Source organism: Pseudoalteromonas sp. TB51, assembly GCF_000498055.1.
Lineage (GTDB): Bacteria > Pseudomonadota > Gammaproteobacteria > Enterobacterales > Alteromonadaceae > Pseudoalteromonas > Pseudoalteromonas atlantica.
In genome coordinates this window covers 1-14,767 of sequence record NZ_AUTO01000326.1, presented here as the reverse complement: position 1 = coordinate 14,767, position 14,767 = coordinate 1, and the positions used below count along the sequence as shown (strand labels likewise).

Genomic DNA, 14,767 nt, shown 5'->3' with positions numbered 1-14,767 from the left:
CCGCCAATGCAATGGACTCAGATAAAGAGCGTTGTATTAATGCCGGTATGGATGACTACTTAACTAAACCCATTCAGCTTGATATTTTAAAAGAAAAAATAGAGCAGTACTTTTAGGATTAATAACATGAGTAAGCAAATACAAATACGCGACGCTAAAAAAAGCGATGCGCCAACCATTTTACAGTTTATTACCGAACTGGCCATTTACGAAAAAGAACCCGATGCAGTAAAAACAGATGAGCAGGCAATTATAAAAACGCTGTTTAGTGAGGGGGCAACAGCACACAGTGTTATTTGCCTTGAAGATGATGAGCCTATTGGCTTTGCGGTGTATTTTTATAATTACTCTACCTGGCTGGGTAAAAATGGCTTATATCTGGAAGATTTATACGTAAGCCCCGATAGCCGTGGCAATGGTGCGGGCAAACTAATAATGAAACACCTTGCTAATAAAGCCATAAAAAACGACTGTGGACGTTTTGAGTGGGTAGTACTGGATTGGAATAAACCCGCTATAGACTTTTATAATAGCATTGGGGCAAAAGCCCAAAACGAATGGATAATCTACCGCCTAGCAGGCCAAGACTTACTCGATTTTGCAGAGCAATAGTGATACTAAAACGCTTAATTAAGTGGGTTGGTATAATACTTTTTTAAAAGCAGATGAGTGCCGAAAACGGCCAGTATTTGCTTTAAAAATTGTTATGCTGAGGTACGTTTTATTGATTAAGACCCTACATGAATAATCAGTATTGGCAAAAAGCACGGCAAAGCCGCGATGCACGATTTGATGGCTTATTTTACGTTGCGGTAAAAAGCACCGGCATTTATTGTCGGCCAATTTGCCCCGCGCCCACCGCTCAAGAAAAAAATGTGGTGTATTATCAATATGCGCACAACGCAGCGCAAGCAGGCTTTAGACCGTGTATACGCTGCAGGCCCGATAGTGCTCCGGGCAGCGCTGCTTGGCAGGGGGTAAAAACAACAGCGCTCAGAGCTAAGCAGTTAATTGATTTAGGTGATAGCTGTAATTGCGAAATGCTAGCTACCCGTTTGGGTATTACCAGTCGTTATTTGCGGCGCATATTTAATCAGCACTTTGGTGTGTCTGTTACTCAGTATCGGTTATTTAACCAATGTCAGTTTGCTAAAAAGCTCATTCAAGAGACCACATTACCTATAACCGATATTGCATTTGCTGCTGGGTTTAAAAGTGTGCGACGTTTTAACGATGCTTTTTTACAACAATTAAATATAGCCCCATCAAAGCTCAGAAAATCAAAAAAAGAGGCAACCCCAGTGATTGTATTAACTCTCCCTTTTAGACCTCCTTACAATTGGCCGGCTTTGCACAGCTTTTTGCCAAAGCGGTTAATAGAGCCTATGGAGTGGATAACCCCAACCAGTTACGGGCGAACATTTAAGCTAAAAGGGGCGGTAGGTTATTTTAATGCGCACTTTAAGGCGCAAAATAACCATTTTAAAGTTGAAATAGTAATAAATAATACCGAGCACTTACAAAAAGTAATTAATAATATACGCCGTGTACTTGATGTAGATGCCGATATAAACCCTATTGAAAGCCACTTAAAAAACAGTATTAATGGGGCATTTACATTAAGTGAAGGGCTACGCTTACCTGGAATATGGTCAAGCTTTGAAGCGGGGATCCGCGCTGTATTGGGCCAACAAGTTAGCGTGGGGGCAGCGCACACTTTAGTTACAAAGCTGGTCGCAGAGCGAGGCGATAAACACGCAGATAAAGTGTATTTTCCACAGCCTGAGGATTTAGCGACATGCGACTTTGAATTTTTTAAAATGCCGCAATCGCGCAAAAATGCATTAAAAAATTTATCTAAGTACTGCGCTGATAACCCCGATAACAGGGTTTTGGATAATTGGCTCGATATAAAAGGCATAGGGCCGTGGACTGTTAACTACGCTAAACTGCGCGGGCAAAGTAACCCAGATATACTATTAGCCGGCGATCTCGGAGTAAAAAAGGCGCTGATTAATACTAAGCAATTTAACCCAGAGCTGAGCGCTCCATTTCGCTCGTACTTAACGTTTCAACTATGGCAGCAACTTTCATGATTATACAGACCGCAATTTCGAGCCCAATTGACGATGTTATTATTCAAGCGACTGAAAACGGGGTGAGCTATGTTGGTTTTTACCCAAAAACACACTACACCCATACACCCGTTGAGCAAGTAACAAATGAAGCGGTTTTAATCTGCGTAAAGCAATTAAACGAATACTTTAATGGTCAGCGCAAAACCTTTAATGTGCCATTAGATACGCAAGGTACGCCTTTTCAAAATGGTGTGTGGCAAGCGTTGCTCAGCGTCCCTTTTGGCAAAACCATGACCTACGGCGATATAGCTAAACAATTAAATAACCCTAAGGCGGTAAGAGCAGTCGGAGCTGCAAATGGCAAAAACCCCATTAGTATTATTGTGCCATGCCATCGAATTATTGGTGCAAACTCAAAGCTTACTGGGTACGCTGGTGGCCTTGAGAGAAAAAGTTGGCTACTAAAGCATGAAGGGATAATTTAACTGTTACAGCACTGGCAGCTTTGTTATCACAAGCTACAATTTACATTATTTACTAATAAAAATTATTATGAGTATCAGCAGCTTAAATTATTTATTTATATTTGGTTTGATGTTTTCTTCAGCAGTATTTGCTAACCCACAAACACTTATATTTTGCTACGAAGATAAAGACGTTGCCCCTATGTTTTTGGGCATTGGGCAAGAGGTACCTATAGATAACCCTGGCGCCTCAATTGAAATTTTAAAGCAACTGGATGCCGACATACCCAATGTTTCTATTTCATTTGTGAGAAAACCATGGCGCAGATGCCTAAACGATTTAGAACTCAACCGTGTTAATGCCGTTATTGCCAGCTATCGTGATGGGCGTGAACGTTTTGCTGTGTACCCTACAAACGAAAAAGGGGTGTTGCTAGAAAAATTTGCAGTGAGTCGTTTTAGTAGCTGTTTAATAGGGCGGGCTCGTTTTCATAAACAATGGCAAACACGTGAAGTATTTCAAAATAAAGCGTTCACTATCGCCATTCCTAATGGCTATGGCTTAAACAGCGCGCTAAAAGAAGAGCCTTTTTATATTCATAATACTTTTTCAAAAGACAAAGCATTTGAATTACTTGATAAAGGAGTGGTACAGGCAAGTGTTGATTTATGCCAAGTAGATGACTTAAAAGTGTCGAGCTATCAACATAAAGGGAGCGATGTAAAACCCCTTTACCCACCTTATGAAACAACCGACGGTTATTTAATTTTTTCAAAGCAGTTTTACCAGCAAAATAGCCAGCTTAGTAAAGAGATATGGCAGTGGTTAGCGCGCTTTGACAGTGCACAAATTTATATAAAATACTTGCAAGCTGTTGAGTAGTAAGAAAATCAAAGTGCTTATTAACTAAAATAGCGATATGAAATTGGTATTAATCGCATATTAAGGTAGCATAAGCGCACTTTTTATCTTAAGGCACGGCAATGGCTCAATTATACTTTTACTACTCTGCGATGAATGCGGGTAAATCAACCACCTTATTACAATCTGCGTTTAACTATCGTGAGCGCGGTATGGAGCCAGTTATTTTAACGGCTGCAATTGATAACCGCTCTGGTGTAGGAAAAGTATCGTCTCGTATCGGGCTGCAAGCTGATGCGCATATATTTGATTCGTCAAAAAATGTTTTTGAGCTGATCCAAAATCTGCAAAACGAAAAAAAGCGCCATTGTGTGTTGGTTGACGAATGCCAGTTTTTGTCTAAAGAGCAAGTTATGCAGCTGACTGATGTGGTTGACGAACTTGGTATTCCGGTATTGTGTTATGGCCTGCGAAGCGACTTTAGAGGTGAGTTATTTATTGGCTCTCAGTACTTGCTAGCATGGGCCGATAAACTGGTTGAGCTTAAAACAGTGTGCCATTGCGGCCGTAAAGCCAATCATGTATTGCGTACAGATGAAAACGGCAATGCCATTGCCGATGGTAACCAAGTAGAAATTGGCGGCAACGACCGTTATGTGTCGGTGTGCCGCAAGCACTATAAGGCTGAGTTAAATATGGGCCGCTAAGGCTCGTATAAAAGTATCTATATCATCTTGGTTTATATCAAGATGAGTGACTAGCCTAAGCTGTTTGCTTGGGCTAATTAATATGCCTTGTTGTGCTAATTGCTCGCTAATATGCGCTATATTTAACTCACTTGAATAGCGCGCATACACCATGTTAGTGGTGTTACTCATATCAACGCTAAACCCATTGAGTTCGTTAAGCTTACTTGCTAAATAACGCGCATTAGCGTGGTCGTCTTTTAAGCGAGAGACGTTATTTTCAAGTGCGTATTGCCCCGCGGCTGCCAGCATTCCGGCTTGGCGCATGCCACCACCGAGTACTTTTCTCCAGCGCCGTGCTTTTGTGATAAGCGCCTTTGTGCCTAGTAATAGCGAGCCAACGGGAGCACCTAGCCCTTTTGATAAGCAAATTGAAACCGAGTCAAAGTGCTGGGTAATATCTGTAATATCAACGTTTAATTCAACCGCTGCATTAAACGCACGTGCGCCATCTAAGTGCAGAGCTAACGAGTGCTCATTTACAAAATGACGTGCTTTGGCTAAGTAGCTAAGGGGGAGTACTTTTCCGCCTATGGTGTTTTCAAGGCTAAGTAAGCGGGTGTTGGCAAAATGGCTATCGTCTGGTTTTATTGCTGCGGCAATTTTATCAAAGCAGAGGCTACCATCGGGTTCATTCTCAATCGGTTGTGGTTGAATAGAGCCTAATACTGCAGCGCCACCGCCTTCAAATTTATAGTTATGGGCATTTTGCCCGCAAATATATTCATCTCCGCGTTCGCATTGGGCCATAAGCGCAAGTAAGTTAGCTTGCGTGCCAGAGCTACAATAAAGTGCGGCTTCAAAGCTAAAACGCTCACATGCATAGGCTTCTAATTGGTTTACGCTAGGATCATCCCCGTACACATCATCGCCTACTGGCGCGCTATACATTACATCGCGCATGGCTTTTGAAGGTTTAGTAACCGTGTCTGAGCGAAAATCTATCATGGTTGTTATTCCTTTATTAAGTACTACAGGCTTTATTGTTTTTATGGGTTTAAACAAGCTCTTCAAAAATTTGTTCACGCGTGGCTTTATCAAAATAACTCCAGGCAATAAAGCGACTTACTTTTTGTCCTTGTGCCATGTCTATAATTTTATATTCGGCAATAGGGAGGGAGCTTAATTTATTTTCTAACACTTTAAGCGTTTCTTTTTTTGAAACCAAGGAGGTAAACCATATTACTTGCTCTGCAAATTGCTCACTTTGAGCAATCATATTGCTAATAAACTGTGCTTCGCCGCCTTCGCACCATAGCTCATTATTTTGCCCGCCAAAATTGAGGGTGTTTTTAGGCGATTTCCCTAAGTTTTTCCATTTGCGCTGCGACCCTTTATTGGCGTCTTCTGCGCTTGCGTGAAACGGGGGGTTACACAGGGTTAAATGAAATAAATCTTTTTGATTTATAATGTTTTCAAAAATAGATAATGCGTTTTTTTGGTGTTTAAGGGTTATTTTTAAACCATTAAATTGGGCGATTTGTTTCGCTATTTTTATAGAATTTGCATCGATGTCGCTACCAGTAAAGTGCCAGTTGTATTCATGATTACCCGTTAACGGGTAGACCAAATTGGCCCCTGTGCCAATATCGAGCACCTTAATTTGCCTGCCAGTTGGAATATTTTGTTGGTTGTCGTCGCTTAATAAGTCTGCCAAGTAATGAATGTAATCAACGCGACCAGGAATAGGAGGGCATAGGTTATGCTCAGGAATATCCCAAAAATCTATTTTATAATGCGCTTTTAAAAGCGCTTGGTTAAGCGTTTTTACTGCTGTGTTATTGGTAAAGTCAATGCTCTTACTCCCCGCAGGGGTGACGATGATGAAAGGGGTTAACGCATCATGTTTATCGCATAGCATGTCTAAATCGTAGCCATGTAAATGTTGGTTGCGTGGGTGGAGCTTGTTAGTGACTTGTTTTGATTTCATAGCATTAATTTAGCAATTAAATAATGGCGCAATTGTATCAAATGCCCCACTAAAAAGTGCAACCATTTACTTTAGAATTAACAGTGGTACTGGTAGGATGAGTGGCTAAAAATAATAAAGGAAAATTTGTGGCAATTACACAGCACTCACATTTTGTTCAACTAGGCAATCAGCAAACGCTACATTTACGCCGTATAGCAAACGGCAAGCAAGCGGGCCCCGTGGTGTTTTTTATGCACGGCGCAGTAGAAAATGGCAAAATTTTTTATACTCATAGCAATAAAGGGCTAGCCCCTTATTTGGCTGAGCAAGGCTACTGCTGTTATGTAGCAGACCTGCGCGGGCGTGGAGAGAGCAAGCCGCTTATTTCGCCGCAGGCTAAATATGGTCAAACAGAGGCAATAGTAGAAGATATCCCCGCCTTTATTAATTACATTGAACAATTTGAGGGTAAAAAGCCAGACTATTGGGTTGCTCACTCTTGGGGAGGCGTTTTAATGAATAGCGTTTTTGCACGTTTTCCTGAGTATTTAAAAGAGGTTAAAGCGTGTGCTTATTTTGGCTCTAAACGCTCTTTGTTTAACAATCACCCTAAAAAGTTACTACAAGCAAATGTAATTTGGTACTTTATGGCGCCCATATTGGCTAAAAAACAGGGGTACTTAAACGCAAAAGGCTATAAGTGGGGCAGCGATAACGAATCGCAAAAGTCGCATTATCAAAGCATGCAGTGGGCTAAAAAAAGGCCTTGGATAGATAGCGATGATGGTTTTGACTATGCAAAAGCCTTAGCTAAAGTGCAGGTGCCTCCTACACTACATATTGGCGCTGTAAACGATAAGGCTCTTGCGCAGCCTATTGATATTAAAAAGTTTATGGCAGAGTCCGGACCTGGAAAACAAACCCTTAAAATTTATGGCAAGCGCCATGGTCATAGTGTGGATTACGATCATATTAATATGCTTACTCACCCGCAGGCACGGGATGAGCAATTTAAAGATGTTGTAAGCTGGTTTAACGAGTACAGTTAGGCAATTAGGCTCATTCAAATTGTTTTAAAAGCGGTGTTTTATAGCGCTCCCAATGCGCAAGTGCCTGTGTATTAATTGGCTGCCTAATGGCTTGTTTGCTTAATGTGCTAACAGCAGCCTTACGCTTATAAAATGCTAAGCATTGCGGATCATACTCACACCCTAAAAACGAAAATAAAGCACTTAGCCGCGACTCAGGCTCGGCAACTATTTGCTCATAATGAATATCGTATAGCGGTAATGAGGGCAGGCTGCGCCAATGATCCATTAATTTTGCATACAACGCATGGTAAAGTTTAAATTCTTTTAAATCACAAAAGTACGGCTCATTTTCGGCAAAGTAGTTACTGAACACCGAAAAAGCAGTGGCGTTAAAATCCCTACTTAAATTAATAAATTTAGCATTAGGGAACAGCAAGTAAATTAAGCCAATAGACTGATAGTTACTCGGTAGCTTATTAATAATGAAAGGGCGTACAGGCTGTGCTTTTTTTAATTCTTCAATATAAATATTGCGAGCTTTTGCGATTAAATCGTTACTAAGTGCGCTTAAGCATTGCGGGTAAGGGGTTTGCGTTTGCTGCTCTATAAATGCCACCACTTGGTTAGCAATACTGGTGTTTTCACCTAATGTGGCAAACTGTGAGTGGCTGGCCATCATTTGCTCAAGTAAGGTTGAGCCGCTGCGGGGCATACCAATAATAAACACGGGCGTAATAGTGCCGGTAAAAGTGTGATCGGCAGATGCAATTAGCTGTTGTGTATTATGCGTTATAATTGCCTCATAGAAAGGCACTAAGTCACTGGTTTTAAAGTGAGTAAGCTTTTTTTGAAGTTTGTTGGCAAGCACATAGTAGTTAAATGCTTGCTCTGTATCTTCTAGTTTGTCGTAGCTTTTACCTAACGCGTAGTAACACACCATTTTTAAACGCACGTTATTCGTTTGCGTTAAAAAGTGGTGCAGGTTGCTCACATAATTATGTTCTTTATTGAAACGGCCTAATTGTACTAGTTCAAATAAAATATAGGCAGTTACGGGGTAAAGCCCCATGCTTAGCGCATGCGCAAATGTGGTGTGTGCTTTGTCTAATTCGCCGTAGCTTAAATAATGCTGAGCTAAATAATAATGAGGCTCTGGGTTATGGCTTGCGAGGCTTTTAGCATATTCGAGTACTTTAAGCGCATCATTAGGGGAATTAACACCGTTAAATGCATCGGCAAGGGCGTGCAGTGGCTCAAGCATATGGGGTAAACGTTCGCATGCTTTTTGTAATAAGTATACCGCTGCATCAAAACGCTCTAACCTAAGTGCTATCCTGCCTAAACCAAATAATGCTTCGCCGCTTTGTGGGTTACTATTTAAAATTGCTTTAAAATGAAACTCGGCTTCTTTGAGTTTATTTTCTTGTAATAATTGATTGGCTTTTTTAATTAGCATGATGAGGCATTATTGTTTTTTAATTAATATAAAATAAAAAAGGCGAAATGTCTTAACATTTCGCCTTGGTTTATCATGAAAAAATATTAGAAAGTATAGGTTGCTTTCGCGTAGTAGAAGCCACCGTTAATACCGTATGGAGACGTTTCGTAGTATTGGCCACCCCAGTTATTGTTAGGGATACCCGTACGGTCTTCAAAATCAAGTTTTTCAGCGTCTTGGTCGAAGATGTTTTGTGCACCTACCGAGAAGCTAATAGACTCATTTAAGAAGTACGTTATTTCAGCGTCAATAGTTACTGCTGCATCAGCTGTTTTTGCTGTTGCATCGTAATCTACGTGAACACCTTGGTATTCGCCGTAGTAATTAGCACGGGTAAACATTGAAAAAGATTCCCACTGCTGTGCCCAAGTAAGCGTTGCACGGTGGTTAGGTAAATCTTCTTCTAAACGCTTAACTTTAAATTCACCGGTAATGTCGCTGAACTTAGTTACCTCAGTTTCATTCCAGTTGTAAGCAAGGCTAAATGTAGAGCTTCCGCCTAGCATGTCAGCTGTATAGTTAGCAACTAAGTCAATACCTTGTGTTGTTGTATCAAAGTCATTAGTGAAAAAGCTTACTTGTGCATAGCTTTGCGCATTTGGTACGCCTGCTGCTTCTAACGTGTCTTTATCATCTTGGCTAAGTACAATTTTTTCAGATTGGCTGATACGGTCATCAACTTCAATGTTGTAGTAATCAAGTGTTACAAATAAATCGCCAATAGTGTAAACCGCACCTAGTGTGTAACTTTGCGATTCTTCTGGCTCAAGCTCTGTACCACCTAATTGCACTGCAATTGGGTTTGTTGGTGGTAAAAGTGCTGAATCTTGTAATACACCATCACTTAAGTTTGTTTGTACGTTACTTACGTTCGCTTGGCCAACAGTTGGAGCGCGGAAACCTGTGCTTACTGAGCCACGAATATTTAGATCTTCAGTTACGTGGTACTGCGCCATTACTTTGTAGTTTGTTGTTGTACCAAAGCTGTCGTAATCTTCAAAACGTACCGCAAGGCCCATTAAGAATTCTTCTGTAAATGGTGCTTCAATATCTACATAAGCTGCGTAGTTACGGCGTGTATATTCGCCTGCATCAGAAGGTTTGAAACCAGGGAAACCATTAGAGCCAATACCAAAACCTTGCTCAGTTAAAGGACCTGCAGTGAATGATGCTTCATCACCTGAAATTACAGTAAATGTTTCTTCGTGCCATTCTAAACCACCGGCAATATTTACATCGTACGCTAGGTCAAAATCAAAGCCTTTAGAAAGGTCAAAGTTAAAGTTTTTCTCTAGTTGCTCATATTTACCTGGGCTAAAATCACGTGGGCTGTCTGCACCTAACGACGCATTAACCGTGTCGTAAATAAAGTAGCGAGATTCGTTTAGACCCACCGTACCACTTAAATCGTAAAATGCATCTTTAAGGAAACCACCCGTAAACATACCCTTTGTACCAATAGTTAAAGAGGTATCGGTAATGTTGCCACCAAAGTTAGGTGTAAAACCGCCAGGAATGGTTTCGTTAAATGCAAAACAATCAGGATTATTAGCAACACCGCTAATGTAGTCTGGGTTATCTAGTACGTTGTCATCAATTGCGATAGTTGGACAGTTACCGCTCATGTCTTCTGTTAAATCGGCAACAAGCAGTGTTTCACCGCCATCGTTTGAGTATACACCTGGGCGAGTGTGCGGGTTACGGTAGTAAAAACCACCACGTACATCACGCTCAGAGTAGTTACCAAACATATAAAATTCTGAGTCGTTTGTTAGTTCTAAACCAAAGTTACCAAAAATTGAAATGTCGTCATCAACCTCTGGGGCACCCCAAACTTGCGCAAGCGAAGATACTTCTGGTACACCTGCAGCAGAAAGTGCAGCTGCATCAGGACGTTGCTCTGAGCGACTTGTTGCATCTGCTGTTTTATATTGAAAACTTAAGTTAGCAAAACCGTTGTCAGTAAATGGTAAGCCTACGTTACCCGATATCTGTGTTGTATCACCGTCGCCTTCGTAGTATTGACCATGGCGTACTTCAAATTTACCGCCTTCAGAGGCATCTTTAAGTTGGAAGTTCATTACACCGGCGATTGCATCAGAACCATATTGTGCTGCTGCGCCATCACGTAGTACTTCTACTTGCTTAAGTGCAATGCTAGGAATAACTGAAATATCAGCGCCTTGTGCACCATCGTTAATACCACCACCTAAAAATGCAATAACAGAAGCACGGTGACGGCGTTTACCGTTTAAAAGGATTAATGTGCTGTCTGAAGGTAAGCCACGTAAGTTAGCTGGGCGTACTAGTGATGCAGCATCACTGATTGGGTTTTGGTGAACATTAAAAGAAGGAACAGAGCCTTTAAGTAGCTCTAGCATGTCTGTGTTACCAGACTTTTCTAGCTCTTCACCGCCAATAATATCAATAGGAACCGGTGAATCACCAATAGAGCGTGGCGCTGAGCGAGTACCCACTACGGCAATTTTTTCAACGTTTTTATTAACTTTAGTTTCACTTTCTTCTGCTGCAACAGCAGAACCTGAAATAAACAAACCTGCGGTGGTTGTTGTTGCTAATGCAAATTTAATTGCTTGATTTAGCGCGTTGCTTTTAAGTTTCATTCTAATTTTCCCCAGTTAGAATATATTTTGTACGTAATGCAGTAATTAACATTACTTATTTATAATTTTGGACGTATTCACATGGGGATAAAGAGTCAACCTACTCGACTTCTTAAAGCTAAAAGCCCACCTCATGTGAAGTCCTATGTACAGACTATACATAAAAAACTTTCAGGGCAATTAATAATTAACTCTTTAATAACAAAAAGTTCAAAATAAAATATATTTGCAACAATGGTGCAGTGTGTAACTAATTTGAACTAATAAAGTGCGGTTTTATCGCTTTTTCGAAGATTTAATGCGCGAAGTGGGTGAGTGGATGTTATCAACTTGTTTCTATTGGTGAGGCAGGTGGTGTGTTTTGCGCTTGCCAGTCACGATATTTTTGTCTGTATTCGTCCCACACACAAGGGCTACAGCTACCACCGCCGCAGCATTCATCAGGCTGTGGTTTTTGGGGTTTGAGGAGTACTATTATTTGTTTGTTTTGCATAAAAATGAGCTTTTGAGCACTGTTATGGTGCAAAAGAGTAAAGTATAGGACGTATTAAGTAAATTATTCTTGTGTAAAACCCTTTATGTGTGAAAATAAAGGTATGCGATTATATAAAGTTATTCACCGTGCGCCTTGGCGGGTAGTTAAAATTAGTAAAAAGCGCCAACAGCTTCGCTTTCGTCGTGCAATGGTGGCGCTAAAAATTGCTCTTGCGCAAGAAAGGCAAGAAACCATAGAAATGCTCACCATTTATAGGCGTTACACGCAAGGGCAAACCAGCAAAGAAGAGTTAAAGCGTGCTAATGAGCAGTTTGTAGATATTTTAAAAGGGCTTGGCTTAGGTGTATTTGCCGTACTGCCGTTTGCCCCTATTACTATTCCATTGGTTGTAAAGCTAGGCAGAATGGTAGGTGTAGATGTATTGCCTAGCTCGTTTAACATTAATAAACCAGTTAAAGAGCTAGACGCCGAAATAGTTAAAGAGGATTTAAAACAACACACTAAAGCGCCAAATAAAGAATAAATCTGGCTAAAATTAGCTATACCTTTTAGCCGGTCTTATTGGTATGCTTTGAGCTACCATTTTTTATTATATGAGCTTTTCAATGAGTGCATTACTTCGTCATACTTCTTCTGGTATTCCTTTATCTTTTATTCTTAAAAACGAGTTAACTGACTGGCAATCACAACAACCGGCTTTTATCCAAACATGGTTAACAAATAGCGGCTTTGAAAAGCAAGGTTTAGCGCTTGTGCCTGACGCCCAAACCGGTGAGCTAAGCCACGTTTATTGTTTATTACAAAACCAAAATGATTTTTGGGCCGCAGGCGAGCTTGCCAATAAATTACCGCTGGGCACGTATCAAATTCAAGGCGATGATGCCTTTATAGAGCAAGTCGCGCTTGGTTTTGTGTTAGGCGGCTATGAATTTAGTGAATATAAAGAAAAACCAACGGCCAAAGCACAATTAGCCATTGCCGATGAAGCGCTGTATCAGCGTATTAAGCAACAAGCCGATGCCATTTATTTAGCGCGTGATTTAGTAAACACACCTGCGGTAGATATGATGCCGCAGCATTTATCGCAAGTAATGGAAGATTTAGCCAATAATTACAACGGCGAATTTACCCAGTGGATTGGCGATGAGCTACTTGAGCAAAATTACCCAACAATACACATGGTCGGACGCGCGAGCGAAAACAAACCGCGTTTACTTGATTTAAAATGGGGCGATGAAAACGCACCACTTATTACCTTAGTCGGTAAAGGGGTATGTTTTGACTCTGGCGGGCTTGATTTAAAACCAAGCTCGGGCATGCGTAACATGAAAAAAGACATGGGCGGGGCAGCGCACGTTATTGCTTTAGCGCAGCTAATTATGGCGGCTAATTTACCAATTAGACTGCGCGTTTTAGTGCCTGCGGTTGAAAACGCGGTATCACGAAATGCATTTCGCCCAGGTGATGTTATTAAAACGCGTAAAGGCATTATGGTTGAAATAGACAATACCGATGCAGAAGGGCGTTTAGTATTGTGTGATGCGCTTAGCGAAGCACAAAACGATAACCCTGAGCTAATTATTGACTTTGCGACCCTTACTGGTGCTTGTCGTGTTGCTTTAGGTACTGAGCTGCCGGGCTTTTTCTCAACAGAGCGCGATGTAGCAAATGGTATTATTGATGCCGGTATGGATGTAAGCGACCCAGTATGGCAATTGCCTTTATTTGATCAGTACAAAAGCTTTTTAAAGAGCGATGTAGCCGATATGGCAAACTGTGCCAGCACACCATTTGGTGGTGCAATTACCGCGGCGCTTTATTTAAAAGAGTTTGTAGAGCCAACCACACCCTGGGTACATTTTGATGTAATGGCGTGGAATTTACGTGCATTACCTGGTCGCCCAACTGGCGGCGAAGCGTTAGGTATTCGTGCGGTATTTAATTACTTGCAAAGCCGCTTTAAATAAACCTTGTTATACGAGGGTTATACCTCGTATAACTCAAGCGGTAAGTTATCTGGATCGGCAAAAAAGGTGAATTTTTTGCCGGTTATTTCATCCACTCTTATCTCTTCCACTATTATATTTTGTGACTCTAAATACTGCTTAGCTTGGGCAACGTTTTTAACTTTAAATGCTAAATGCCTCAAGCCTTGCGCTTCTGGGTAGCTTGGTCTTGCAGGTGCTCCATCAAACGAAAATAACTCTATTTGGCTGCCATCAGGCATCGCTAAATCTAATTTATACGAATTACGCGCGGCCCTAAAATGCTCGTTAATAACTTTAAGTTTAAGTACGTTACTATAAAAGTGCTTAGAGCGGGCGTAGTCACTGCAAATAATAGCAGCATGATGAATGCCTAATAGTGCCATGTAGTTAGCTCCATGTAATTAGCTCCATGAGTTTGTTCTCCTAAAAACAAAAACGCACTAAAAAGTGCGTTTAATTTTTAAAGCACATAAAAACGTTTAGCTAGGCTCAGCGTCTTTGCAGGCTTTAACTGCGGGGGCTACAAGCTCAAGGCCTGTTAGCTCACACGGTGGCAATGTTGCATCACTTACTTTAATCGGCGTAACACGCTCGCCCCATTTTATATAGCTTGCTGCCCACGTTAAACCTGCGCCAAACGCTGCCGACATAATATTTGAATGCGGCTTAATTAAGCCTTGCTCTACGGCTTCACATAACGCAATAGCAATCGTTGCGGCTGAGGTATTACCGTAGTCAGCAATGTTTACCATTACTTTTTCATCCGGCACTTTTAAACGATGCTGAATTGCTTGAATAATACGTAAATTAGCTTGATGTGGCACTAATACGTTTATGTCATCAAGGCTTAGGTTGGCTTGCGTTAATACATCATCACACGCTTCGCTCATACCTTTAACGGCACGTTTGAAAATTTCACGGCCTTCAAATAATAAGTCTGATGGGCCTATTGGATCATATTTATTTAAATCACTACCAAAGTTGGTGATATGCAAAATATCTCTGTCTTCGCTGTCGCAACCGGTTTTAGTACCTAGCAGGCCTGCTGGTGTGTCTGCGGCTTCTAGT

The 14,767-nt window shown here is 41.1% G+C and carries 16 protein-coding genes; 9 read left to right on the top strand and 7 right to left on the bottom strand.

Features of this window, described 5'->3' with window-relative positions:
* The 6 genes from L650_RS24870 to L650_RS0120495 all read left to right on the top strand — a co-directional run.
* Positions 1-116 (top strand): response regulator (locus L650_RS24870; protein ID WP_128081077.1); only part of this gene is annotated, 116 nt, incomplete at its 5' end.
* 10 nt (positions 117-126) lie between these two features.
* Positions 127-612 carry a GNAT family N-acetyltransferase gene (locus tag L650_RS0120515; RefSeq protein ID WP_029774246.1) on the top strand — a complete coding sequence of 162 codons (486 nt, stop codon included), beginning with the start codon at positions 127-129 and terminating at the stop codon, positions 610-612.
* A 128-nt stretch (positions 613-740) separates the two neighbouring features.
* Positions 741-2,096, top strand: a complete 1,356-nt coding sequence (locus L650_RS0120510) for a DNA-3-methyladenine glycosylase 2 family protein (protein ID WP_029774245.1) — start codon at positions 741-743, stop codon at positions 2,094-2,096.
* Positions 2,093-2,563 carry a methylated-DNA--[protein]-cysteine S-methyltransferase gene (locus L650_RS0120505; protein WP_029774244.1) on the top strand — a complete coding sequence of 157 codons (471 nt, stop codon included), beginning with the start codon at positions 2,093-2,095 and terminating at the stop codon, positions 2,561-2,563. Before L650_RS0120510 ends, L650_RS0120505 begins: the two co-directional genes overlap by 4 nt.
* A gap of 67 nt (positions 2,564-2,630) precedes the next feature.
* A complete protein-coding gene (locus L650_RS0120500; protein ID WP_029774243.1) occupies positions 2,631-3,425 on the top strand; it encodes a hypothetical protein in 795 nt (264 codons plus the stop codon).
* 101 nt (positions 3,426-3,526) lie between these two features.
* Complete coding sequence (locus L650_RS0120495) at positions 3,527-4,111, top strand: thymidine kinase (RefSeq protein WP_024031955.1); 585 nt, start codon at positions 3,527-3,529, stop codon at positions 4,109-4,111.
* Here L650_RS0120495 and ltaE read toward each other — a convergent pair.
* Together ltaE and rlmF are read right to left on the bottom strand one after the other, a co-directional pair.
* A complete protein-coding gene (ltaE, locus tag L650_RS0120490; protein ID WP_029774242.1) occupies positions 4,094-5,098 on the bottom strand; it encodes a low-specificity L-threonine aldolase in 1,005 nt (334 codons plus the stop codon). The genes L650_RS0120495 and ltaE overlap by 18 nt on opposite strands.
* A 49-nt stretch (positions 5,099-5,147) precedes the next feature.
* The gene (gene rlmF, locus L650_RS0120485) at positions 5,148-6,080 is read right to left on the bottom strand and encodes a 23S rRNA (adenine(1618)-N(6))-methyltransferase RlmF (protein ID WP_029774241.1); all 933 of its coding nucleotides are present in this window, start codon (positions 6,078-6,080) and stop codon (positions 5,148-5,150) included.
* Positions 6,081-6,208: 128 nt separating this feature from the next.
* Here rlmF and L650_RS0120480 point away from each other — a divergent pair, with 128 nt between their 5' ends.
* Positions 6,209-7,111: an alpha/beta fold hydrolase gene (locus L650_RS0120480; protein ID WP_029774240.1), complete on the top strand. Its 903-nt coding sequence runs from the start codon at positions 6,209-6,211 to the stop codon at positions 7,109-7,111.
* Between the two features lie 10 nt (positions 7,112-7,121).
* On the opposite strand, the gene L650_RS0120475 is transcribed toward L650_RS0120480, so the two are convergent.
* The 3 genes from L650_RS0120475 to L650_RS23960 all read right to left on the bottom strand — a co-directional run bounded on the left by L650_RS0120475 (position 7,122) and on the right by L650_RS23960 (position 11,708).
* The gene (locus tag L650_RS0120475; protein ID WP_029774239.1) at positions 7,122-8,549 is read right to left on the bottom strand and encodes a tetratricopeptide repeat-containing sulfotransferase family protein; all 1,428 of its coding nucleotides are present in this window, start codon (positions 8,547-8,549) and stop codon (positions 7,122-7,124) included.
* Between the two features lie 86 nt (positions 8,550-8,635).
* Positions 8,636-11,215: a TonB-dependent receptor plug domain-containing protein gene (locus L650_RS0120470; RefSeq protein ID WP_004588780.1), complete on the bottom strand. Its 2,580-nt coding sequence runs from the start codon at positions 11,213-11,215 to the stop codon at positions 8,636-8,638.
* Between the two features lie 325 nt (positions 11,216-11,540).
* Positions 11,541-11,708 carry an oxidoreductase-like domain-containing protein gene (locus L650_RS23960; RefSeq protein WP_084554454.1) on the bottom strand — a complete coding sequence of 56 codons (168 nt, stop codon included), beginning with the start codon at positions 11,706-11,708 and terminating at the stop codon, positions 11,541-11,543.
* Positions 11,709-11,811: 103 nt separating this feature from the next.
* Here L650_RS23960 and L650_RS0120460 point away from each other — a divergent pair, with 103 nt between their 5' ends.
* Together L650_RS0120460 and L650_RS0120455 are read left to right on the top strand one after the other, a co-directional pair.
* The gene (locus L650_RS0120460) at positions 11,812-12,234 is read left to right on the top strand and encodes a hypothetical protein (RefSeq protein WP_024031949.1); all 423 of its coding nucleotides are present in this window, start codon (positions 11,812-11,814) and stop codon (positions 12,232-12,234) included.
* 82 nt (positions 12,235-12,316) lie between these two features.
* Entirely contained in the window at positions 12,317-13,678 is a 1,362-nt protein-coding gene (locus L650_RS0120455; RefSeq protein ID WP_029774238.1) for a leucyl aminopeptidase family protein, read from the top strand.
* 17 nt (positions 13,679-13,695) lie between these two features.
* On the opposite strand, the gene L650_RS0120450 is transcribed toward L650_RS0120455, so the two are convergent.
* Complete coding sequence (locus L650_RS0120450; RefSeq protein ID WP_029774237.1) at positions 13,696-14,082, bottom strand: VOC family protein; 387 nt, start codon at positions 14,080-14,082, stop codon at positions 13,696-13,698.
* Between the two features lie 96 nt (positions 14,083-14,178).
* Positions 14,179-14,767, bottom strand: a 589-nt coding sequence (locus L650_RS0120445; RefSeq protein ID WP_029774236.1) for a 3-oxoacyl-[acyl-carrier-protein] synthase III C-terminal domain-containing protein, incomplete at its 5' end; no start/stop codon positions are given.